This window comes from Sphingobacterium sp. FBM7-1 (genome assembly GCF_020687765.1).
In the GTDB taxonomy this organism is placed as follows: domain Bacteria; phylum Bacteroidota; class Bacteroidia; order Sphingobacteriales; family Sphingobacteriaceae; genus Sphingobacterium.
Map to the genome: position 1 here is coordinate 167,425 of NZ_JAJEWJ010000007.1, position 22,444 is coordinate 189,868.

20 protein-coding genes are annotated in these 22,444 nt (G+C 42.3%); 10 read left to right on the forward strand and 10 right to left on the reverse strand.

All coding sequences use genetic code 11. From position 1 onward, the window contains the following. Nucleotide 1: 1 nt before the first annotated feature. Both LKO28_RS12650 and LKO28_RS12655 read left to right on the forward strand, forming a co-directional pair. A complete protein-coding gene (locus LKO28_RS12650; protein WP_227695277.1) occupies nucleotides 2-2,752 on the forward strand; it encodes a hypothetical protein in 2,751 nt (916 codons plus the stop codon). Next, on the forward strand, nucleotides 2,749-4,275 hold the full coding sequence (locus tag LKO28_RS12655; protein ID WP_227695278.1) for a hypothetical protein: 1,527 nt from the start codon (nucleotides 2,749-2,751) through the stop codon (nucleotides 4,273-4,275). Before LKO28_RS12650 ends, LKO28_RS12655 begins: the two co-directional genes overlap by 4 nt. 1 nt (nucleotide 4,276) lies before the next feature. On the opposite strand, the gene LKO28_RS12660 is transcribed toward LKO28_RS12655, so the two are convergent. The 6 genes from LKO28_RS12660 to LKO28_RS12685 form a co-directional block, all read right to left on the reverse strand. Beyond that, nucleotides 4,277-5,815, reverse strand: a complete 1,539-nt coding sequence (locus LKO28_RS12660; protein ID WP_227695279.1) for a hypothetical protein — start codon at nucleotides 5,813-5,815, stop codon at nucleotides 4,277-4,279. Between the two features lie 192 nt (nucleotides 5,816-6,007). Then, the gene (locus tag LKO28_RS12665; protein WP_227695280.1) at nucleotides 6,008-6,568 is read right to left on the reverse strand and encodes a hypothetical protein; all 561 of its coding nucleotides are present in this window, start codon (nucleotides 6,566-6,568) and stop codon (nucleotides 6,008-6,010) included. A 41-nt stretch (nucleotides 6,569-6,609) separates the two neighbouring features. After that, complete coding sequence (locus LKO28_RS12670; protein WP_227695281.1) at nucleotides 6,610-7,581, reverse strand: hypothetical protein; 972 nt, start codon at nucleotides 7,579-7,581, stop codon at nucleotides 6,610-6,612. Between the two features lie 105 nt (nucleotides 7,582-7,686). Continuing rightward, nucleotides 7,687-8,685, reverse strand: a complete 999-nt coding sequence (locus tag LKO28_RS12675; protein WP_227695282.1) for a hypothetical protein — start codon at nucleotides 8,683-8,685, stop codon at nucleotides 7,687-7,689. Nucleotides 8,686-8,881: 196 nt separating this feature from the next. Further along, nucleotides 8,882-9,181 (reverse strand): hypothetical protein, encoded by a 300-nt coding sequence (locus tag LKO28_RS12680; RefSeq protein ID WP_227695283.1) that lies wholly within the window; start codon nucleotides 9,179-9,181, stop codon nucleotides 8,882-8,884. Between the two features lie 21 nt (nucleotides 9,182-9,202). Next, nucleotides 9,203-10,240 carry a hypothetical protein gene (locus tag LKO28_RS12685; RefSeq protein ID WP_227695284.1) on the reverse strand — a complete coding sequence of 346 codons (1,038 nt, stop codon included), beginning with the start codon at nucleotides 10,238-10,240 and terminating at the stop codon, nucleotides 9,203-9,205. A 301-nt stretch (nucleotides 10,241-10,541) separates the two neighbouring features. On the opposite strand from LKO28_RS12685, the gene LKO28_RS12690 reads away from it, so the two are divergent. The 4 genes from LKO28_RS12690 (at nucleotide 10,542) to LKO28_RS12700 (ending at nucleotide 14,528) form a co-directional block, all read left to right on the forward strand. After that, a complete protein-coding gene (locus tag LKO28_RS12690; protein WP_227695286.1) occupies nucleotides 10,542-11,345 on the forward strand; it encodes a family 16 glycosylhydrolase in 804 nt (267 codons plus the stop codon). A 12-nt stretch (nucleotides 11,346-11,357) separates the two neighbouring features. Next, nucleotides 11,358-12,323: a glycoside hydrolase family 88 protein gene (locus tag LKO28_RS12695; protein WP_262906108.1), complete on the forward strand. Its 966-nt coding sequence runs from the start codon at nucleotides 11,358-11,360 to the stop codon at nucleotides 12,321-12,323. Beyond that, nucleotides 12,286-12,480 carry a glycoside hydrolase family 88 protein gene (locus tag LKO28_RS15460; protein ID WP_262906111.1) on the forward strand — a complete coding sequence of 65 codons (195 nt, stop codon included), beginning with the start codon at nucleotides 12,286-12,288 and terminating at the stop codon, nucleotides 12,478-12,480. The genes LKO28_RS12695 and LKO28_RS15460 overlap by 38 nt, the downstream gene beginning before the upstream one ends. A 125-nt stretch (nucleotides 12,481-12,605) precedes the next feature. After that, nucleotides 12,606-14,528, forward strand: coding sequence for a DUF2264 domain-containing protein (locus tag LKO28_RS12700; protein WP_227695287.1), 1,923 nt, complete (start codon nucleotides 12,606-12,608; stop codon nucleotides 14,526-14,528). 168 nt (nucleotides 14,529-14,696) lie between these two features. Here LKO28_RS12700 and LKO28_RS12705 read toward each other — a convergent pair whose 3' ends face one another. Continuing rightward, nucleotides 14,697-14,942 (reverse strand): helix-turn-helix domain-containing protein, encoded by a 246-nt coding sequence (locus tag LKO28_RS12705; protein ID WP_227695288.1) that lies wholly within the window; start codon nucleotides 14,940-14,942, stop codon nucleotides 14,697-14,699. Between the two features lie 3 nt (nucleotides 14,943-14,945). Further along, entirely contained in the window at nucleotides 14,946-15,281 is a 336-nt protein-coding gene (locus LKO28_RS12710; protein WP_227695289.1) for a hypothetical protein, read from the reverse strand. A gap of 289 nt (nucleotides 15,282-15,570) precedes the next feature. Here LKO28_RS12710 and LKO28_RS12715 point away from each other — a divergent pair, with 289 nt between their 5' ends. The 4 genes from LKO28_RS12715 (at nucleotide 15,571) to LKO28_RS12730 (ending at nucleotide 20,684) form a co-directional block, all read left to right on the forward strand. Beyond that, a complete protein-coding gene (locus LKO28_RS12715) occupies nucleotides 15,571-17,391 on the forward strand; it encodes a BNR repeat-containing protein (RefSeq protein WP_227695290.1) in 1,821 nt (606 codons plus the stop codon). A gap of 588 nt (nucleotides 17,392-17,979) precedes the next feature. After that, the gene (locus LKO28_RS12720; RefSeq protein ID WP_227695291.1) at nucleotides 17,980-19,041 is read left to right on the forward strand and encodes a fatty acid desaturase family protein; all 1,062 of its coding nucleotides are present in this window, start codon (nucleotides 17,980-17,982) and stop codon (nucleotides 19,039-19,041) included. 304 nt (nucleotides 19,042-19,345) lie between these two features. After that, nucleotides 19,346-20,485: a DEAD/DEAH box helicase gene (locus tag LKO28_RS12725; RefSeq protein ID WP_227695292.1), complete on the forward strand. Its 1,140-nt coding sequence runs from the start codon at nucleotides 19,346-19,348 to the stop codon at nucleotides 20,483-20,485. Nucleotides 20,486-20,489: 4 nt separating this feature from the next. Next, on the forward strand, nucleotides 20,490-20,684 hold the full coding sequence (locus LKO28_RS12730) for a cold-shock protein (protein ID WP_227695294.1): 195 nt from the start codon (nucleotides 20,490-20,492) through the stop codon (nucleotides 20,682-20,684). Nucleotides 20,685-20,776: 92 nt separating this feature from the next. Here the strand turns inward: LKO28_RS12730 and LKO28_RS12735 are convergent, their stop codons facing one another. Both LKO28_RS12735 and LKO28_RS12740 read right to left on the reverse strand, forming a co-directional pair. Continuing rightward, nucleotides 20,777-21,208, reverse strand: a complete 432-nt coding sequence (locus LKO28_RS12735) for a cold-shock protein (protein ID WP_227695295.1) — start codon at nucleotides 21,206-21,208, stop codon at nucleotides 20,777-20,779. A 409-nt stretch (nucleotides 21,209-21,617) separates the two neighbouring features. Then, a complete protein-coding gene (locus tag LKO28_RS12740) occupies nucleotides 21,618-22,439 on the reverse strand; it encodes an XRE family transcriptional regulator (RefSeq protein WP_227695296.1) in 822 nt (273 codons plus the stop codon). Nucleotides 22,440-22,444: the final 5 nt, after the last annotated feature.

The following is a 22,444-nucleotide window of genomic DNA, read 5'->3' on the forward strand; positions in this document are numbered from 1 at the left end:
CATGAGAAAGACACTGATTTTACTTATAGCGTTGTTCGTTTATTGCAATGTGCAGCTCCATGCCCAAATGGGCGATCCTGTCTTATTGGAATCAACACTACAGGGCATGGCCAAGCAGCTAACGACCTATCCGCAGGAAAAAATACACTTGCACCTGGATCGCTCGACCTATTACCCCGGCGACAGTATACGTTTCCGTGCCTATATGGTACATAGTACATTCCATACACCTATTCATTTTAGTCGGTATATCTACACGGAACTGGTCAATCCCTTTGACGAGGTGGTGAGCACGACGAAAATACGGGATACCGATACGACGACGATGGCAGGATACCTAGTATTAAATGACGAGCTTCCGGCAGGGAACTACCTGTTGCGCGCCTACACGGCCTATATGGCATCGGACAGCCTACGTCATTTCTTTAGCCGCTCTATTACCATTGTGCCACCTGCCTGGGAGGCTTTTGATGTACAGGCACAGACGCCACTAGGGCAGTCTAAATCGACACTTTCATTACATCTGTGGGATAGTTTCTCGTCTAGCCCAATACAAATCGGTGGCGCAACGGCCACCTTGTCCAACGGAGCTACAGCTGGTGTACCGATCGTACAGAACAGGCTACAGCCAGCTTTTCGATCTCGTGAGCGAAGCGATAACCGAAGTATGCTGTTGGAGGTGACGGACGTCAACAACGACCGTTATCGGAAATACATCCCGCTAGCAACCGACAGGGCAGACTTTGCCGTCACATGCTATCCGGAAGGAGGATACCTGCTGGAAGGGATCGCTTGCCGGGTTGGCTTCCGTGCGAAAAGCCAGACCGGACACGACAAGGACGTCACTGTAGAGGTGCTGGACGATAGTGACAATGTAGTGGTTAAGGCGAATACCGTTTATGCTGGATTAGGTTCATTTATCTTTACACCCGAAGCCGGCAGGGCTTATCGCGTACGCAGTAAGGATAGATTTGGAACGGTGAACGAAACGGCTTTGCCTGCTGCTTTGACCGACGGGATCGGCATACAGGTGGAAACGACCGATAGCACCTATATCGTGAGCCTACAGGCTGCAGCACAGATCGACCAATCAGATATCGCGTTGCTCGCGCATGTACGGGGCGCGGTACTATACTTCGCTCCTTGGCAAGAGAGCCGCAAGCGCTATATCTTCGATAAGCGGTTGTTCCCTTCCGGTGTGGTACAGTTCCTATTGTTGGACGGGCAATCGAACCCCCTGGCGGAACGCTTGGTATTCAGTAGCCGAGAAGATGAGATAGGTATGGCACAGCTGTCTTTGAACAAAGATATTTTTGAAAAAAGGGATAAGGTAGAAGCGGTTGTGTCTCTACAAAGCCGCAGTGGCGATCCGCTTTCAGGAGATTTCTCGGTAGCGGTAACGGACAAGGCGACGGGAATGACCGACACGGCACATTCTATCTTGGCGACACTTCTGCTTTCTTCCGAGCTTCGGGGCACCATCGAGAACCCCTCGTTCTACCTACGGGATGACCACCTTTCGAAGGAGGCGTTGGATTTGCTCCTATTGGTGAAGGGTTGGCGACGCTACGACCTCCCGGCTGTTCTGAAAGGCCATATTGCCAAGCCCAAACGGAATCCCGAACAGTTTATGCAGATCACCGGTCAGGTAAAGGCGGTATCGGTATTCGACTGGAGCAAGGATTATGCGGTGCGTATCCGGGGCACGAACAACGCGTACCGAAACGATGTCCGGACGGATAATAAACGGACGTTTGTTTTTGATAGTCTGGAATATGCGGATGGTGCGGGGTTCCATATCTCTGCGATAAAGAAAGGGGAGTACTTTCCAGAAGGCGATCGTTATATCCAGTTGAACCAGATTGAGGAGGTTTCGGTAGACAATGATGTGCTGCAAGACCCTTTGTCTGAATACATCGGGATACCGGAAGACCTATTGGATACAGTTCCGCTGGTTACCCGCCGTGGTCGGGATTTCCTGATCAAGCCGGTGCAGGTGTATCCGCCTTATTGGGGTAGTACGGAGTACATGCAATTCACGCTCAGAGAGGTAGGACGCCTACCCTACCACGATATGACAGGGCTTTTAAAGCACATGGGGTTGCGGATTTCAGCGGGAGCGCCCTTAGGCCGTGTGGATAGTGAGCCAGACAATTTTATCTACAGCAACAAAGACCGCGTTGCGCTATTTGTTAACGGCGAACCGATGCCATATCATTCGAATGTACTTTATGAGCTCAAGCTTTCCGATTTGGAAGAGATTGTATTTTTGCCGTTTGTTACGGCAACGACACTTAACCGCCTGGCTGGTCTGCCGATGGGCAAACGCGACGGATTGCGAGGTTTGTTTGATCTGTATTCAAAAGAGGATGGTATGCCGGCTTTACACATCGTGACGCGCGAGGGATTTGATACCCGCAATTTCGGAGAGCGATTTATTCCACGCTTTTCCGGCTATGCTCCCCGTAGCACGGTGTTCCCGATGGGATATCAACCCCCGGTAGAATTCTATTACCCCATCTACGACACACCGGAAAAGAAAGAAGATCCGGCACCTGACCAACGGGAAACCGTTTATTGGAATCCAGCATTGAAACCCGATGCAAACGGCGTAGCACGGTTTTCATTTTATACGACGGATGAACCGGGAACATATTCCATTATTGTGGAAGGGATTTCGGAAAAAGGCGAAATGGTCAGAGAGATTGTGGAGATGGCAGTTAAGGATGAAGATGTAAAGATTAATGAATGATGTGTATACTTAAACGACTTTTGCTGTTGTGTAGTTGCTTATTAGGGCATATTACGTTGTCAAGTGGAAACACGTTGTACGGAAGGCAACAAGACCCTGTGGAAGTACACTGGTACAATACACGAGACTCCGTATTTGAGCTTCATTCAGTAGCACAATTACGGGGTTTTGCCGAACTGGTCAATTCGGGAATTGATTTCCATAAACAGGAGGTACGCTTGGCAAACGATATTTTTTTGAATGATACAACAGGATGGAAAGATTGGGAGCAGAATCCACCGTCTGGTGATGCGCAGTGGATGCCAATCGGAAAAGAAGATAGACCTTTTTGTGGAACATTCGATGGACAGGGACATACGGTATATGGGCTATATATCAGTCGTGGTATGGAAAGCTACTACCAAGGATTGTTTGGTCTAGTGCTGAACGGGCGCATACGGAATGTGCAGGTGATGGCGTCCTACCTCCGAGCACACGATCATGTAGGCGGTATCGCTGGAATGATAGGTTATAAGAGCGAGATCAGTGGATGTACTTTTGGAGGAACGATAAGAGGTGCGGGGCACATGATAGGGGGTATTGTAGGCAAGGCGGAGGAATACAATCGAATTATCAATTGTGCGAACTTGGGCGACATATACGGTCAACGACGGGTAGGGGGCATCACCGGGAGTTTTATGTGGGGATCGTTTTACAATTGCTCCAATCAGGGAGATGTGCGTGGCCGACATGAACGCGTAGGCGGCATTGTGGGAGCACTTTTGGACGGTGCATTGTATGATTTAAGGAGGTTGGAAGAGGGTTATGAATTGGATAGAGGAATTGTGCGGGATGTGGAAAAACGTGCGGATAGGTTACGCAGTACGCAGGATACTTTTGCTAACAATTACAATACGGGAGGGATAACCGGCGAAGATATGATCGGTGGAATCGCCGGATCTTTTGCGGATGTCGGTAAAAGCATAATCGATACGGCAAGTTCGGGAGGGGACTCTTTTGCCATCGATGAAGCGGAAATCGGCACGTCAAGCGGGGAACTGGATTATTCAGAAGAGGGTATAACCGACAGAAACACACCGATTGATAGTTTGTTGCGTTTTTTTAGGATTTCGATGAGAAAGGGTACTTACTTTGCCAATTGCTATAATGCGGGAAAACTTTCGGGCCAGTATCCTGTGCATGTGGATGGATTAATTGGTCATTATGGATGGAATTGGCGACGGAGCGTGTATCTATTGGACAGGAGAGGAGATAGTTGTTATTGGAGTGATTCCTCCACGGTGGTCGTAAAATTGGAAGCACAGCGATTGCCCAGAAACATGCGTGATTTTGAAACGGAGGTGCAGAAAGATATGTATCTCATTCGATCGCCGAAAGTTTTCGAACAGATGCCTGATGATATTATGAAAGCAGCAAGCTTTGTCGATCGACTCAATGCTTGGACGGGCAAATTCGGTTTTCCCTTCAGACGTTGGCGAATGGATGAGGATAGTGTGAATGGCGGATACCCGGTGTTGGAGTGAATCACAAATACGGATACAATTGCCATTCATTATACCGAAACGAGCCCCGAACTATATTGATTGGAAAATTACTTAGATATGAAATAATATCATCGTATATCACACTGTCATGAAATTCCGATATCACGGCATAGGTATGAAAAGGTTCATCATCTACCGTCCAGGTTAATTTCAATAGTTTTAAATCATTTTCTGGACGTTGGTATTGACGTAGGATTTCTGTTTTACGTTTATAATAGGCTTCTGCATTAGCTCTCGGACGCATCCGCTGCATAAGGCTTTCAGGAATGTTTTTCCGGATACGTTCAATAGTTTGTTCCCATCCTTCTCCTAGAAAATCTTTGATATCGATAACCTCATTGTCATCAACTGCTGTATAGGAAATAAGTTCAGGTTTTTTAATTCTGTTATTTGTTCCTGATGTTTGGTACTCTTTGATAAAATTCAATTGTTTCTTCCAAGTAGTTAGATCGTAGACTTCCGGTTTCTTTTCCATTTCCCTGATCTCAGCATGGGAAGCTTTGCGCCAAATAGAATCTTCTACAATGTTGTTGAAGGCGTAGGCATCTTGTATCAGCGTGTCTGCCTCCGAGAAGTATAACAATAATCGCCTGAGAAAAGAGGTGCCAATGACACCGTAATTATATTGAAAGAAAATAGAAATATCGTTGTGAGAGATGGCCTCTATTTTTTTTCCTCTGTCAATCTGTGTCATCGCTTCAATGGTTTGTTTACGGGATGGAATATAGGCCGAGGTCTCTTTGTCACGACGATTCGGATGGATACAATAGAACGACTCGGAATTGTCGAACACGACCGTCATTGGATATAAGGAATGGAAAGTATAAATATTTGTCAGTTTCATAATCGTTATATCTTTATTTTCTTTTTCCCCTCGGAGAGGTGTGTTATGAAAGACGTAATACATATTGTTCTGCCAGTAATAATCGATTGTTCCTGCTGATGGTTTAAGCTCTTTGGTGAGTACAGGCCGGTCAACTCGGGTTTGCAATGTTATATTTAAGATTTCGCTAATCGGTTTTTGTAATACTTCTTTAATAACTTTGTCGTTAATAGAAAGAAAGCTGCGTGTGCCATGAGCACTGGCGTTTCTTTTGATGCTTTGTTGTTGCTTGATCTGTGTTTTATTTTCGATAGCATACTCCAATAGCTTTAACATTCCTTCAAAATCGTATTGATACGCATATTGTCGGATAACAATTTTTTCTTCACCAGTTATACTGTTTCTGCCTTTCTCTCCTATTTGCTGAACACCAACGTGATAGATAGGAGTAAAGTCGTCTAACTGATAATGATTATGATAGAAATCCAGATAGACCGAATCGATGTATTGCAGTTCATCGACCAGTTTTTTCGCTAACTGTCCGATGATAAACGCTTTTCTAAATTCTTCAAAATCATAGTTGCTTGCAGATAATACGCGTATATTCCCGTAATCTTGTGTTTGGATATCTCCTCTCGAAACTGCAAAGGATAGTATTGAAATAAATGAAAGTATAAAGATGAGTAACTGTTTCATAGCTATCTTTTTTTAAGGGAGTTTATAATCGTCTATCCAAAGTTAACCATTAGGTTTCATGTATCAATGCTACAAATTTTGACATTGGCGTTAGTCAGCAATACGCTATGGAGGCTATTTTCGCAGAAATATATCGCTTAGCTTCCTCTGCTATTTGAACTAATCAGCTTGGAACGACCTCGTGTTGAACAATTAGTGCGTTGTCATGATCACGCTGCTATAGAGCCAATTCATTGTCTTTTGGAAGTATATTGCTATACTGCTTGTCTCTACCTCACTGTTCGGAAGCTTTCCTTTTGTAGATACCACGTATACCGGGTATCCCCTGAATAAATGAACGATTTCCTTTGGAGCAACAAACATGTGTTCACTAAAAATCTGCTCCTCCATATTCATTAATTTCACGTTGGTAATTGACTTTCTTTCTTCAGTTGGCGGGATCTTCATGATCGAGTCTCGTTGCGCTTGTGTCATCGCTTCTACTTCTCGGAGTCTATCTTCAAATAACTGTTCACGTCTTTCCACCAAGTTCTTGTTGCCTTGATAGTACCAGTTCAAAAAATCTTTTCTACGTTCGGGAGTCAATACATATAAATAGGCATCGAAGTGGGCCGCGTATAGTCTGCCCATTGGGGCATATTCAGGGTTATTGTAATGATCTTCGTTGTTTTGGTTTTTGTCATTACGCTGAGTTTCCTGTGCCATAACCTGTATACTACAGCTTATCAATAATAGAATGAATAGTTTTTTCATGAGTTTTATTTTATAATTATAAATATATGTGTCCGCTCCCACTAAGGTATGTTGCCAAAATCAGTATATGTCCTTCTTGTTGCGGAGCCAATTTTTATTTCTTTATAACCAACATCTACGCTGTGATCAGTACAAACTTCATTTTGGGGGAAATCTAAAAGAACTCCTGGCATCTTTCTGTCATTGCTTATTGCTTCATCTTCATCTGAAGGTTCAGTATCTCTACAACCTTCACACCATGTATGAGGAGGATGGGTATGAAACCATGCAATTACAAACCAGCCACCATTCGCATTATAGGTCGGATAATCAGGGTCAAAAGGCACATTGACCTTGGCTCTTGAAGGACAAGATACCTTTGTTCCGGGAGGAGCCATTTTTGCTACGTACTCTACTGTTCCGGTGTGGTCTACCACGGCGTAAGCCGCAAAACCAAATTCCCGATGACCGGTTGAATCCGCATTGTCTATGGAAGCATCCCATATACTATCCATAGCGGTTTTAATATCATGATGGCTTAAAATGTTGTCTATATCCGGATATAAGACGTCAACTTCAACGATGTTTGAATAAACGGTCTGCGCTCCAAATTCACTTGTATCGGGATACACAATTATAGCCCGAATATCCCATTCTCCCGGTTGCATGGGTTTTCGAAGGCAATTTTTATTGTTGTGACAGGGATGAATCTCTGGACCACTATCCGGTGTTGTTGTAAAAGACTCACCCCTTCTAACAATCTGATAACGAAGATCTGAATACGTATTGGGATCTCCCCCCGAACTCTTTGGAGAAATTTCCAAACCAATATTCATGCTCTCCCATAATTCAAGTGTTTGTTTACTGGTCATTGAATTAATTTCTAATGTAGCTTCAAAATGTTCATTATAGGTGTTAAAAGAAATATTTTCGAGTTTTTCCGTTGTTGTATCATTTATGTTTAGAAAATCATTTGAGCAAGATGCTAAAACGAACAAAATAATGCCTAATAGAGATAATTTTAATATTTTCATATACGTTTATATTTTTGGTTGCTACTGATAAAGGTAACTGATCATTTTCAAATTTCCATGCTACAAATTTTGACATCACGTGTTATATCGAATGTTGCCAATCGCTTAACGATCCCGTCTGCTAAAGCGGATCATATCCCGAATAACATACGATTCTCCGGGACCGTCATTGTACAAGATAATGTCGTCGTATATAAGTGTATCAAAATAGGTTGACGCCACAGCATATGTATAAAAGACTTGATCGTTATAACTCCATTGGAGTTTGATCAATTTTAAATCGTCTTTCATTGCTTGGTGTCGACGTAGCACCTCGGTGTGTTCTTGGATGTAGGCGTGTCTGCCTTTCGCCGGATTTCGGTAGCGTTTGAAGTATTCCGGAATACCTGTCCAGATACGAGGGATCGTCTGATATAGTCTTGCCTCATCGAAATCCGATATAGAGATGCTATCGTTCCGGTCAAGCTCGGTGTGCCCAAGCAGCCTTATATTTTTATCGTTTTTTCCTTGCTCTTTAATAAAGTCCAACTGTTTTCTCCACGTTGTTGTATACTCATGTATTTTTGGCAGTATTTCCGCTTTTCTAAGCTTATCGTATGATGGGCGAGAAGAAAGTGAATCGTTTAATGTATAGGCATCTTGTATGAGTGTGTCGGCTTGGGACAGATAAAGTAATAATCGGGCAGGGCTATTGCCGAATCCCACATATCCATACCGAAAAAAAATAGCTACATCATCCGATGAAATGGCGGATACTTTCTTTCCTTGGTCGGTATTGCTCATATAAGCAATCGTCTGTTTTTTAGACGGGAGATAGGCACCTGTTTTGGGATCACGGTTATTTGGATGAATGACATAGAACGATTCCGAATTTTCAAAAACGACCGTCATCGGATAAAGCGGATAGAAGGTATGTATCCGGGGAAGTTCCATGATGATGGCTTCCGTTAATTTTTTTTGTATGGACGTGCGATGACGGAATAGATAATAGATGTCGTTTTGCCAATAATAACTTATTGATGGCTGATGATCATATTCAAACTGAGGGCGGTCTATACGATTTTGCATCACCTCTTTGACGACGGTACTGCTTGGCTTTTGCAAAATTTGTTGGATTTCCGCATCGCTGATAGATAGGAAACTGCGGACTAAAGAGGAGTAGATCGTAGCGTTGTTTTTAATATGTTGATCCTGTTTGATCTGTTTACGGTACGTTATACCATATTCTAGCAGCTTTAAGGTTTCCTCTACATTGTATTCATTGGCGAATTGGCGGACGACAATTTTTTCGTCTCCTATTTTATATATCTGACCGGGTGCACACAGTCGGTCGATACCGGTGATATATACACGGTAGGCTGTCGATCTGGTAATGGTTGTGGTAAAAGTCTAAGTAAATAGAGTCGGTGTAATTTAATTTATCTACCAGCTTCTTTGCCAGTTGCCCGATGATAAAGGCCTTTCGAAATTCCTCCAATTCAAAGTTTTTGAAGGAAAGTACCATCACATTTCCGTAGTGCTGTGTCACTCCAATGCCCGTATGCGCCGTCGCGAAATGGGAGAAAATAGAGCAAAGTATAAAAAGAAATAACTGTTTCATCTTATTCGTGTGTTAATGCCTCTATTGGGCAGGTAGTGCATTGTTATATGCTTCCCGAAGCTGCTTTCCCGGATTGCTGGACTCGACTCCAGCTGCTGCATATACATTTTGTATTAATGTCTCTGTCGCATAAAAATAAAGCAGCACTCTTTTCTTTCCCCAGCCCATCGCACCGTGTGTGAAATAGATGCTGACATCACCGTCGGATATAGCAGCAGCTTCTTTACCAAAATCAATTTCTCCGACATCTTCTATGATATGATGAGAGGAGACCTTGTTAAGACGGGTATCCTTATCGTAGTGATTGATATTGAGATAATAGAAAGACGACGGCGTATCGAAAATTAGAAAGACCAAGTCCAGGGTCGCGAATTGCTGGATAGATGGCACGGTTAACAGAACGACATCGGGTTGATCATCGTCTTTACGCCCCCATCGGTGACGGTATATGTGGTATTGATCTTCCTGCCAATAATATGTAATGTCGGACGGCCTTTCGTCGGAAAACAACGGTCGATCGATCCGGGTGTGCATGATCTTCTCGACGATAGGGCTTGTGGGGGCTTCTTGTATAGTACGGATTTTTTTATCGTCGATGGACGGGAATTTACGTGTTCCGTATTTGATGGCGTTTTCTTTTTCTGCTTGTTGCTGTTTAATGATCGATTTATGTTCGACAGCATATTCGACAAGCTTTAATATATCGCTTGCATCATAATCGTTTGCATATTGCCGGACAACCAGTTTTTCCGAGATTTCACCTTCTTCGTCGCTGTAGCTGAATGTTTCAAATGCTACATGATAGACGGACGGCAGGCTATCCTGTCGAAACATATTATGGCGGAAATCCAAATAGATTGTATGACTATATTTCAATTCATGGGCTAATTTCTCAACCAGCTGTCCGATGATAAAGGCTTTTCGAAAGGCTTCTACTTCATTATCCTTGTAGGAGAGAACGCGCACATTTCCATAATCTTGTGTTAGCCCAATGCCTTCGTGTGCACGAGCGGAGATGGCAGCGAGACCAAATAGCATGTATAAAATAATTTTTTTCATAACGATCTGTGTTTATAAAGGGATCGCATTTATAACTGTCTAAGCAAAACTAACCAATATGCTTCATGTATCAATGCTACAAATTTTGACATGGATAGCCGGTGGTGGAATGAGAGGAATCCGCTGTGATTTTTTCGATACAATACCGAAATACACTAATTCACCCCTGTTTTTTACAGATTTACCCCTTATGCTTACAGGGGTATTTCCCCATTTTTGTAATTGACCTCGCGGTTATAAACCTCCCCCTTCTAGCCGATAAAAGTGAGATAGCGGAGTAACATGAGCAACAATTATAAAAATGAGAATACAATTAGAAAAAAAGAAGATTTCTTTTGCCTTTGCACTGACCGTATTGATATGTCAAGGACTATCCCTTCAAGCACAGGAGCAGCTATATACGACAAAGCCAAAAACAGTGATTCCCGTGAGCTCGCTTAATGATCAATCGGCTTTTAGCCAACATTGGAACTATCTATATCCTTGGGGCGAAGACCACAACGGAACGGCAAGAATGAAGCAAGAGCAGGTGAAAATTGAAAATGGCGAACTGCATATCACGGCAGACCGCCTCACAATGCCGGACGGAAAAAGTACAAAAGATCCCCATTTACCTATTGTTTACCATTCTGGTGCAATTCATGCTAAAACTGCAATAGAGGTTAATGACAATTACCCTGTATGGGAATTGACAGGCTATTTCAAAGCTCCGACTCAAAAAGGTACTTGGCCGGCATTCTGGATTACAGGATCAGAAACTTGGCCGCCTGAAAGTGATATCTTGGAGTTTAAAGGGGACAATATCAATTGGCAGAATACCGTAAAGGGCAAAGATTGGCTAAACACGGATTGGCAAACCGAAAAAACAACGTTAGCGACAGCCGACAATACATGGCATCGGTATACCTTAATCATGCGAAAAATAGATGATAAAAATGTAGAACTCCAATACTACATTGATGATGAACTAAAGGCGTCCCATACTGCAGATTTTGTAGGGAAACCTTTCCATGTTATTGTCAATTTACAAATGGAGGGAGCCAGCGGCCCTGCAAAAGCTGTGTTTAAGGCAAAAGATATAGAAGTAAAAGCATATAAAAAATAAAACAAAATAATAATGAGGAGAATAACAATGTTGTTGCTCGCGGTCAGTTTAACCGCTGGGATAGTTCATGCCCAAAAACTACCCAAAAAGAAAGATGTACTTAAAGCCTTGAAGTCCAGTAACGATTACTGGCAAGCAAATCATTTTGCTGAAAAATGGGCGTTCTGGGATATCGCAGCCTATCATACGGGTAATATGGAAGCGTATAAAATAACCCAAAATCCACAATACTTGGCTTATTCAGAACGTTGGGCAGAGCACAACGAATGGAAAGGAGCGAAATCGGACAATAAATCCGAATGGAAATATTCGTATGGTGAAAAAGATGATTATGTGCTGTTTGGCGACTGGCAGATCTGCTTTCAAACTTATATTGATCTGTATAATTTGAAGCCCGATCCGAAGAAAGTTGCACGGGCAAAAGAAGTGATGGCTTACCAAGTTAGTACGCCTAACAACGATTATTGGTGGTGGTCGGATGGATTATATATGGTGATGCCGGTGATGACTAAAATGTATCATCTTACGGAAGAAGATATCTATCTGGAGAAACTACACACTTATTTTGAATATGCCAACAGCATTATGTTTGATGATGAAGAAAACTTGTATTATCGAGATGCAAAATACGTGTATCCAAAGCATAAATCTGCAAATGGGAAAAAGGACTTTTGGGCGAGAGGCGATGGTTGGGTGCTGGCTGGATTGGCAAAGGTATTGGCGGATTTACCTAAAGATGCGCCGCACCGCGATGTGTATGTAGAAAAGTTTACGGCAATGGCAGAAGCTGTGCGTAAATCGCAACAACCGGAAGGATATTGGACACGAAGTATGTTGGACAAAGATCATGCGCCCGGGCCGGAGACAAGCGGTACAGCTTTTTTTACCTATGGCTTGCTATGGGGAATAAACAACGGTTATTTGGATAAAAAGGGCATATTTGCCCACGGTAAAAAAGGCTTGGGAATATCTGTCTAAAGAAGCATTGCAACCAAACGGACATCTTGGTTTTGTACAACCAATAGGGGAGCGGGCTATTCCGGGACAGATTGTCGACCAAAATTCGACTGCGCCCTTTGGTGTAGGGGCATTTTTATTGGCGGCATCGGAAATGTATCGTTTTTTGGGCAAGTAAACGAAGAATGAATATGAAATATCCATGATTGCAAAAACACAAATACGAATAAAAATAACCCCGAAGGGCTCATCGAAGATAATCTGGACATTCCATATGGCCTTTAAAAGACAAATTATTTACATATGAAACAAGAGAATATACTTCGAATCTGTTTGGTGTTGCTATCAACAGTGCTATATAGTCTGCCCATGCGGGCGCAAACGGTGTTTCACGTTGATAACCCCGATAAAAAGGGAAGTCCGTTTACTGGAATGACCCGCGAACATTGGAAAGAAGCGGGCAAGTATTTGTTGGACGGCGCTTTTTCGTACGTAAAGACGCTGGACGATCCACTGCTATTTCCGAAGCAACCCGGCAAAAGCTATCCGCGCGATGGAAAACATACACCGACAGAAATATTGGAAGGGCTGTGCCGAACTTTGTTTATTGCCGCTCCGCTTTTAAAAGATGAACCTGAATTGACCATTCAGGGCATACCGATAGCAGACTACTATCGGAATCAGATCATGCGCTTATCGGATACAAGCAGCTCAAGCTATATTGCACCACGTGCTCCAAATGGAGGGCCTAGTCAAATACTGGTTGAATTTGGTGGATTGGCTATTTCCCTAATGGCAGCACCGGAAATCCTTTGGGAACCTTTATCTGACGACCAAAAGGAAAAGCTGTCCCACTTAATGTTGAGCTACGGGGATGGCCCGACTATCGATATGAATTGGCGCTTTTTCAATATTTTTATCCTCAGTTTATTCAAAGACCAAGGTTACGATGTCAATGAAACTAAATTAGAAGAACTGGTAAAAAAAGTGCTACATGATTACGCGGGGCAAGGCTGGTACAACGATAGTCCTTATTACGATTACTATAGCATGTGGGCGTTTCAGATGTATGGCGTGTTGTGGGCTGACATGTTCGGAAAGCGTCACTATCCGGAGGATGCCAAGCAATTTATGGATAATTTGGGTGATTTGACGGATACCTATCCGTATATGTTTGCCCGGGATGGTAAGATGATCATGTGGGGGCGCAGCATTGCTTACCGTATGGGCGCTGCAGCACCATTTCCACTGATGGGCTTGTTGAAGGATCGGGAGGATGTAAATTATGGCTGGATGCGCCGTATAGCGTCGGGCACTTTACTCCAATTTTTGGAGCACCCGGATTTTCTATCAGATCGTCTGCCCACTTTAGGTTTTTACGGAGCCTTTGAGCCGGCCGTACAGCAGTACAGCTGTAGAGGGAGTGCCTTTTGGTTGGGTAAAGTCTTTTTGACCGGATTATTGATACCCAAGGACAATATTTTTTGGACAGCAGTAGAAAATGAAGGTGATTGGGCAGATGGGATAGCGCAACACGGCCTTGTGCAGCGGTATTCAGAAGGGTCAAATATCTTGATTACCGATTATGCCGATATAGGGGCTGCTGAAATACGAGCGTGGAGCGGGACGTGGAAAGTGGGGTATTACGAAGGAACGGAAAACTACACAAAGCTATCGTATAGTAGTGCTTTTCCATGGCAAGCGGATGGGGAAGATGGTACGGTTTCGATGAACTACGCATTATCTGATGATGGAAAAAAATGGGAAACGTTCCGCATGTACACATTCCAATCTTATGATGATAACGTCTATCGTAGGGAAGCGATCTGGGGATCAGATACATCTGTTCGGATGAAGCTGACAGACAATATAAAAGCGAATGGTATATTGCGTGTTGATACGCTATTCGGAGCAAGTGGGAAAACAGTGAATTTCGGACACTATGCTTTACCAGAATTGGATGGCAAATCGATTCAACAACGTCAAGAAACAATAGCTGGATATCAGGTAACGATATTGGATAATGGGATATATCAGTTGGCCATGATACCATTAGCGGGTTGGGATAAAGTAGAGGTAGTGACTTCAGCTGGCTTACATCCCGAAGCGAACATCAGCCACGTGATTCAAGCCTCATCGAAAATCAACCAGCCGGAGCATATCTTTAAAACACGGCTGTTGTGGAAGAAATCGGGCGAGAAATGGCAGGAAGCAGATGTTGAGTAAGGACTTCCTCTTTATATAACCGATCTCGGGAAGCGACCTCAAAATTTGCTTCCCTGTACTTCCATGCTACAAATTTTCACATCAAAAAGATAGCCCCGCTACAGCAAAGTACTGTTAGAGGGGCTGGTTTAGGTAACTGAAAAATACCTTTATCTGTATGATTTTGTATCAGAACAACGCTTGTATGAGTTCTTCTATATCCATATCGTAGAACACCGCCAGTTGTAGAAAACTGGACAAAGGAATTTCACTACGCCCGCATTCCCAAGAGGAGTAAGTTTGCCGGCTGACATATAACCCGTCAGCAACTTCCTGTTGGGTACAGCCGAATCTCTCCCGAAGGTTTTTCAGGATATCTTCCTGTTTTTGCAGATCGTGTTTACGATCTCCATATTTTAATCGAATAGAAGCCAAATTTTAGTCTCCTTTTTTATTGGGTTTCCATTGTAGCACCCCGACTTTCGTTGGTGCACGATTTGCTTTTCCTTCGCCGTCGACCTGCTCCACTTCCTGTAAATAAATATCCAGACATTGTTTCCGTTTCCAGAGTTCGGTGTCATAAGAGGGTTCCCATTCGCCGACACTTCGGGGATAAATATCATGGACCGACCATATATTCTCAGATAGATTGTCCGAAATGGCCAAAGACACATTGTTGTTTCGCTCGATATCCCGGAAATGGATATTGCTCCATCCATCGTTTGCCACCCAAGAGACGGGATATGGAGCTGATTGAATATTTATTGAATCCACTTTTGCCGTGGAGGCTTTTATAGTATTATATGATAGTATAAGTAAAAGTAAGCATATAGCCCATAATTTGTGCATAAGTGTAAATAATTTGTTATCAGCGAAATCGTTATGCAATGATACATATTATCTCGTGCCTGTATTAAGGACAGATTCGTATAAAAAGGGGGGGATAATGGGAATTTTATGATGTACGCATGAAGAAGAGAAATCTTTACTTTATATTGTCGACATGTTATATGTGTAGGGTATAAAAAACCTTAACTGAAATTTTATGCTGACAAAATTATATATGAAAAGAATCTTACTATTACCATTATTGCTTTTAAGTTCGTTCGTCTTTCCGTTGTTTGCACAAATATCAAGTGGCTATGAGGTAAGTCCAGAAGGTGCTTGGTGTTGGTTTGCGGATCCACGAGCTATTCATCATGAAAACTCGAAGAAGAAAATCCGAAAAACATACATCGGTTATATTGATGTGCATGGTAATATCAAAGCGATGCAGTACGATTTTGTAAAGAACGAACAAGTGGAGGTACTGGTACGTTCCTGGTTTCAGCCGGATGACCATAACAACCCAACGTTTTTGGTACTTCCGGACGATCGGGTGATGATCTTTTATTCGAGACATACCGACGAAGCTTGTTTTTATTACCGTATTTCCCAAAAGCCGGGCGATATTACGACGCTGGGTGAAGAAAAACGCTTGGAGACGGATCATAATACCACGTATCCGTCACCTTTTATACTTGCCGATGATCCTGATCATATTTATCTCTGCTGGCGTGGACTGAAATGGCATCCCACTATTGCGAAACTTTCTTTACCGGGCGAACGGGATGAGGTGCGTTTTGTTGATAAGCCGTATCAAATTGTCCAGTCTACAGGTTCCCGTCCCTACGCTAAATATATGTCTAATGGGAAAGATAAGATTTATATGGTCTATACAACGGGGCATCCGGATAACGAAAACCCGAATTTTCTCTATTTCAACTATGTGGATGTGAATACGATGACCTTACACGATGTAGGAGGTAGGGAACTTTCGGCTATCGAGGAGGGTGTATTTCGTGTCAATACGACAAAAGAATATGTCCAGCGATTCCCTGCGACCGTTGTGGACAATCCGCAACTGCGGGATTGGGTCTGGCAAGTGGCTATGGATAAAGACGGTGCTCCAGTAATCGCATTCGTTCGGATAAGCGAGGATAAAAAATCGCACGATTATTATTATGGCAAATGGACGGGAGCCACATGGCAGAAGACATTTTTGGCAAATGGTGGCGGACATTTCCATCAGACGGAGAATTTGGAGATGTGCTATAGCGGAGGGATGGCAATCGACCCAGATAATGTGAATCAGGTGTATTGTTCGGTACCGGTAGAAGGTAAACACGGTCGTGTGTACGAGATAATAAAATATACATTGGATGATGCCGGGCAGGTTGTCTCTACTGACACCATTACACATAATTCAGTGAAAAATAACGTTCGCCCATACATGATTCAAGGGAGTAACAGAACACCTCTGCGCCTTATGTGGATGCATGGCGATTATTATGATTGGATTGTCAGCAAAAGCAGACCGGGTTATCCAACCGCCATCCATGCTGATTTTTCCGGATTTAAAGAGGACAAGCAACCCAGAAGACGATTGCTGTCTGAGGGTACGCAATTTAGTGGAAAGTTGCCTAACAAGTTTACTATCCATACCAAAATTCAATTGGATACAGCCAACTATAAAGGAACAGTATTAAAAATCGGGGAACTTATTTATGCGGTCAATGCCGAAACCCTGCAACCGGAACTGTCCTACGTCGGTAAGAAATATATCAGCGGAAATAAATTGGCAACGGCGGATAGTTGGCTGCGGGCTGATCGAGGTACGAACGGAAGATGGTATGCGCTGGAGAAGCTGATATATCTGGAACTTACTTTGGTTTATGATAGAGGAACTTGCTCCATCTATATCAATGGTTTACTCGATCAACATGTAGCTATCGGGAAGCTGGACCGCGCTGGCGTAGTTATTTCTTCTCCAAATCACGACTTGCATGAAATAGCAGTATATGAAAATGTGTTGAATTGGCAGGAGATTACGGCGTTACGCTAATGCGATAAATATCATTCAATCAAACGCTTACCATAACTATAAAAAAATATAATTTTTATACAATATATTACACATACCAGCGTTTTTAATATAAAGAGAAGCAAAAATACAGGATCGCTAAAACGAGATACTTTTAAATAAACGCTTCTTTATGGAAAAATGTATCGGCAAAGAATAAGCAAAGGGTTTATTCGAAAAATGAAACATAGAAACAAGAAGAAACATAGAAACGGAAAAAAAGATACGAAGTAAAGAAGTAAGAAAGGGTTCAGATTTAATCTGAACCCTTTTGCTTTTATAGATTATTCAGAATAGCTCATAAAAAGAAATCCCGAAGCGGGGAGCTTCGGGATTTTCATTAACTAACCAATTATTAACCTAAATTATGAATTACTTATATAACGTTGGTCTGCGTAAAATGTTGTATGGCTCAACAGGCATTAACAACTTTTAACACTTTAATTTAACATTCATTTAACTGTAGATTCCATACATTATTCAAATTTATCGCTTATCTTTACAAAAAAAATACTAGCCATATTAGACTAGACAATAAAACAGAAGATCAATACCACTTTACAATATCTAATGAGCTCATCCGTTAAGTTTAACAATGTCAATACATTGTTTTCAAAATCCCTTAAAATTAAAATCAACGATTATTTCACGAGCACCTATAAAAAGAAGACTGGAAATAGACGCATATTTATTAAGGCAGCAGTGCTATTGGCTGCCTTTGCGCTTTTGTACACCGTTTTGGTTTTTGTACAACCGCATTGGTCCATCAGTATAGTGCTTTGTGCCTTGTTCGGGATTAATCTTGCGGCAATCGGTTTCAATATTATGCACGATGCGGGGCATAACTCATTTTCGGATAATAAAAATTTGAATACCGTGCTTTCCTATACATTGAATCTTTTGGGAGGGAATATCTACTTTTGGAAACTTAAGCATAATATCGCACATCATACCTATACCAATATTGAGGGAGAAGATCACGACATTGAAGTTAAATTCATGCGGATTCATCATGATCAGCAATTGAAAAAACATCACCGGTACCAATCGTTTTATTTTATTTTTCTATATGGGGTTTCTTATCTAGCGTGGATATTCTATCAAGATTACGAAAAATATTTTAGGCAGAAGATGGGAGGAAATTCGGCTAAATTTCACTTTCCATTGCGGGAGAGAATTATCTTTTGGACAAGTAAGGTGTTACATTTCATCATGTTTGTCGTGGTTCCTATATTATACGTAGGATGGTTACCGACATTAATCGGATTAGGCATCGCGGGTGCCGTATGCGGTATCAGTTTGGCTACTGTTTTCCAATTGGCACATGTTGTTTCGGAAACGGAGTTCAAAACGTTGGATGAATCGAAGGTCGAGGAAGAATGGATGATTCATCAGATCCAATCCACGGCGAATTTTGCTACGAAGAATAATGTACTGACCTGGTTGTTAGGAGGGCTCAACTTTCAAGTAGAACATCATCTTTTTCCGCGGATTAGCCACGTACATTATCCCGCGCTCAATAAAATTGTACAGCAAACCTGCAGAGAATACAATATCCAATATATCGAGTTTAGATCCTTTCGACAGGCTTTTATGTCGCATGTCAAGGTTATTCAGGCAATGTCTAGATAATTGTATATTGTAGCAGATGGTGCAGAAAATAAAGAAAAATGTTTTATTTATAAATAATTAGCATTATCTTTGACCGGACAAGGCCCTGCCTACGCTTTTTTTGATTTCCTTTTCATTACTTTTGGGATCAACTTTAGTTTTTTCAGTTGCCATTTAAGTTATCATAAATATAAACAGCGCTCGTGCTGATTGGCGATGAAACCCTCCGATCTGAACATCTTGATATATTACTGCTAACAAATAAAATGCATGGTTCTCTTTGGAAGCAAGCAACGTCTTGTGGAGATATCATAATTTACAAAAAATGAGTTTTAAGAATTTTGGGATAATAGATCCTATTATAAAAGCCGTCAACGACATAGGGTATACGTTGGCAACACCGATACAGAAGCAGGCAATACCACTTATATTGGAGGGGAAGGATATTATCGGTTGTGCACAAACCGGAACCGGCAAAACAGCAGCCTTTGCATTGCCTATTTTGCAGCTGCTGGAGTCGGATACTAAAAAATACAAAATGCCCCGTGCATTGGTGCTTGTCCCGACTCGGGAGTTGGCCATACAGATTGACCAAAGTGTAGCAGCATACAGTAAGCATATTCGTGTTAGTCGATTGGCGATTTATGGCGGTGTTTCTCAAGTTACCCAAGTGGATCGGGTGCGCAAGGGGGTAGACATGCTTATCGCCACACCAGGCAGACTGATGGACCTGATCAACCAAGGACATGTGAGCCTTAGCGAAGTTAAAATGTTGGTGTTGGATGAAGCGGATAGTATGCTAGATATGGGATTTGTACACGATATAAAGCGTATTTTGAAGTATATCCCGCAGAAAAGACAAACGCTATTCTTTTCGGCAACTATGCCTAATGAGATCCGAAAGTTTGCGAATACCATCCTGCATCATCCTGCTGAAATTAATGTTTCTCCCGTCTCTTCGACCGCAGAAAAGATTGTGCAATCTGTTTCTTTTGTCGAAAAGAAAGATAAGGCGGCTTTCCTAGCCAATGTGTTGCGAAATAGTGATGTGAAACAAACCTTAATTTTTACGCGTACAAAACATGGTGCGGATCGATTAGTTAGAATATTGGGTAAGGGCGGAATAGTAGCAGCTAGTATACACGGAAATAAATCGCAAACAGCCCGACAACGCGCATTGTCATCTTTTAAAAATGGTGGGGTCAATATATTGATCGCTACGGATATTGCTGCGAGAGGTATCGATATCCAAGAGCTTCCGTTTGTTATCAATTACGATTTGCCGGTAGACTCTGAAACATACGTACATCGTATCGGGCGGACAGGGAGAGCTGGAAAAGAAGGGAAAGCACTTTCCTTATGTAGTGAGGAAGAAAAGCCGACTCTGTTAAAAATTCAAAAATTAATTGGCTTTCAATTGCCAATTGCCAAAGAAAGAAATAATAATTTATCAATAAACAATTAATACAATGCAAGAAGGAACAGTAAAATTCTTTAACGTTACCAAGGGTTTCGGTTTTATTACACCAAGCAATGGTGGTCAGGACGTCTTTGTACATTCAACAGGTCTAGTACACGAGGTTCGTGAAAATGACACCGTTACATTTGATGTAGAGCAAGGGAAAAAAGGGCTTAACGCGGTGAATGTACGCGTAGCACAATAATGAAGAGGTAATCTGATAATGTATCAGGTTACTTTTCATATTAAAAATGGCGAGTTTTTAAACTCGCCATTTTTTTTATTTAACCTGAAAGATTACGGCTGTAGTTCTATTTCTGAAACTTGATTTCCTTGTTTCGTACGGATATATTTATATTTTACTTTTTGGTCGACGGCTAAAACCATACCAACTAGGGAATCGTTAAAATAAACGGTCTCCCTGCTTAGGTTATCTCGGATAAAACCATAGTGCCCGGCTTCGTTATAGTAAGAAACCCGACCGTAAAGAAACTCTTCTTCTTTATCTGCCGGACGGATTAAATCTTCTTCTTTGAATTTGTAAGGTTGGGAGGGTGGTGTGTCGGAGAGATTCCCAAATTCATCCACATACGCAAACATCTCCTCCAACGGTTTGCCTTTGTTGTTTTCCGATTTGTTTAATTCTCGTCTTTCTTGTTTTTCTTTCTTCTTCTGTTGCTGTTTTTTAGCAAGTTCTTTTTTCTTGAATGTAAGTTGATTTCTTGACATTAAAAGGGGTTAAAGTTATAAAATAATAAGGTGTAAATCTTATAGAAGCGATGTGCTCGAAGATAAGAGATAGGGGCCTTTTTGAAACGCATACAAATATACGGATAAAAAATGGCAAAAGCAATTGAGTCGGTTGCGGAGTGATCTCTGTATCAACCAGAAAAAAGACATACCAAACCAAAAGTCCATCCTAAAACCGTTTGGTCTAAAAACCAAAAACGCCAAATGCCAAAAGAACACATTCTACCCTGGGATATAAAACCCCTAAGCAGATCGAAGAGATGCTATTGGAAAAAGAGAAAATGGCAGCATAAAAAAGTCTCCTATTTTAAGTTGCAATTCCACATTCCTATTGTACACGGCCTTGCGGGTATCACCACGACCGGTCCGCATCAGTTAATATAATGATTTAAAAAGCACTACGTTTACCTATCCGGTCCATTTTGCTTTCCAAACTTCGTATCGCCGATAGCATCGCTGCCATATCTGACTGCCCTTCTGGGAAATCTCGGCTGGTATACGCATGGAATTTCCAGATTTCCAGCACCTCGTCGGCTTCCACGGTGTACGGATCGTATAGCGGATTAAGCGATCTCAGTAACAAAGTCCCATCCGCATGCACCGTCACCATTTTGAATACTACGTCCTGTTCTCCTTTTAAGATGACGATACAGGGTGTGTCTGGTTTAATAGCCGTCCAGTCTGCGACATACTTACCCGTAATATCACTGCCTTCCGAGATGGGTAGCATAGAGTCGCCCGAAATGGTAAAAATGCGGTATGTATCCCCGGTAGGGAGGTTCGGTACGGAATACTTGGGCAAGGCGGCGATATAAGCTGGGTCGGCATAACCGGCGGCATAACCGGCTTTGGCTTTGATCGGTACATACTCCACATGTTCGTTGTTGTTCCGGTCTACACTGATGGCCAGCACCCGAAGGTTGCCGCCCTTGATATAGACATCATTGCCCGCTTCCAGCTCGCGTATTTTCAGTTCCCCCAGCTTCGAGAGCTCAATTTTGAGCAGTGTATCGATACTGATCGCAAAAAAACCTGAAAAATTTAAATAATCTTCCGGCTGTGGAGACTTCGTATTTCCTGCCTCGATAGCGGCTAGCTTAGCCCTTGTTATACCGAGCTTTTCGGCCAGATCCTGCTGGCTTATCCGCCGCCGCTCACGAAGGAATTTCACGTTCGCTGCAAAAAATATCTTTTGTTTTTTAGTTTCCATTTGTT